Origin of the sequence: Polaromonas sp. (assembly GCF_018780625.1) — a bacterium.
Classification (GTDB): domain Bacteria; phylum Pseudomonadota; class Gammaproteobacteria; order Burkholderiales; family Burkholderiaceae_C; genus Polaromonas.
Map to the genome: position 1 here is coordinate 1 of NZ_JADMJK010000050.1, position 1,688 is coordinate 1,688.

At 73.5% G+C, this 1,688-nt stretch carries 1 protein-coding gene; it reads left to right on the forward strand.

Annotated features, from left to right (window positions below; translation table 11 throughout):
• On the forward strand, positions 1–1,688 hold a 1,688-nt coding region (locus IV091_RS04420), incomplete at both ends, for an Hsp70 family protein (protein ID WP_293465660.1).

The window sequence follows — 1,688 nt, forward strand, 5'->3', positions numbered from 1 at the left end:
CAAGCCATAAAACTGCTGCAGATCGAGCAACTGGTGGCACCCGGCCAAGTCGCCGCACGGCCGCTGCTGCCCTCGGTGCGCTACCACGCGGCAGAAGGCGAGCTGCCCGCCAGCGCGCGGCAACTGCCGTGGCCCGCCGAGGAAGAAGACAACGCAGCGCCCGTCGTGATGGGCCAATGGGCGCGCCAGCTGGGCGCGCAGGTGCCGGGCCGGCTCGTGACCAGCGCCAAGAGCTGGCTGTCGCACCCGGCGGTGGACCGCCTGGCGCCGATATTGCCCTGGGGTGCGCCGCCCGAGGTGGCCAGGGTGTCGCCGGTCGAGGCCAGCGCCAGCTATTTGCGCTATGTGCGCAACGCCTGGAACGCGCAGCACCCCGAGCACCCGCTGGCAGAGCAAGACATCGTGCTGACCGTGCCCGCGTCGTTTGACGAAGCCGCGCGCGCGCTGACGCTGAGCGCCGCGCGGCTGGCCGGGCTGCCCACGCTGCGCCTGCTGGAGGAGCCGCAGGCGGTGCTGTACGACTGGCTGCTGCGCCACCGCGGCACGCTGGCCCAGGAGTTGGCGCAGACCCGGCTGGTGCTGGTCTGCGACGTGGGCGGCGGCACCACCGACCTGAGCCTGATTGCGGTGGAACCCACAGCGGGCGAGGCGCAGCTGCGCCGCATCGGCGTGGGCAACCACCTGATGCTGGGCGGCGACAACATGGACCTGGCGCTGGCCCGCCTGGTGGAAAGCCGCCTGGCCGGCGGCGCTGCCGATGCATCGGCCCGGCCGCTGTCGGCCAGCCAGCTGGCGCAGCTGGTGGAACGCTGCCGCGCCGCCAAGGAACTGCTGCTGGCAGCCGACGCGCCGGCGCAGACGCAGGTCACGCTGCTGGGCGGCGGCGCCCGGCTGGTGGGCGGCGCCCGCTCGGTGACGCTGACGCGCGCCGACGTGGCGCAGCTGGTCGTCGACGGCTTTTTCCCGGCGGTCGAGGCCAGCGCGCAAACGAGGCAGGCGCGCGGCGGGCTGGTCGAGTTTGGCCTGCCCTACGCGCGCGACCCGGCCGTGACGCGGCACATTGCCGACTTCCTGCGCCAGCACGCGCAGGCCATGCCCGACACCCTGCTGCTCAACGGCGGCGTGTTTCGCGCCCCCGCGCTGGTGCAGCGGCTGCAGGACACGCTGGGCGCCTGGCGCGGCGCGCCGCTGCGGCTGCTGCACAACGACAACCCCGACGTGGCGGTGGCGCGCGGCGCGGTGGCCTATGCGCTGGCGCAGCAGGGGCTGGCGCCCAGGATTGGCGGCGGCGCGGCGCGCAGCTACTTTTTGCGGCTCGACGATGCCAAGGGCACCCAAAAGGGTAGCCTCCAGGCGCGCGGCATTTGCCTGCTGCCGCGCGGCACCGACACCGGCCAGGAAGTGCTGCTGGCGGGCCGCACCTTTGCGCTGCGGCTGGGCCAGCCGGTGCGCTTTCACCTGGTCACATCGGTCGCACAGCGGCCCGAGCAGGCCGGCAACCTGGCCGCTCTGACCGCGGACTTCGCGCCGCTGCCACCCATCGTGATGGTGCTGCCCGCAGCCCCGGGCCAGCCGCAAGACATGCCGGTGCAGCTGGCCGCCGTGCTGACCGAAGTCGGCACGCTGGAGATGCACTGCGTCAGCCTGCTGGACCCCGGCCAGCGCTGGCAGCTGGCGTTTGACCTGCG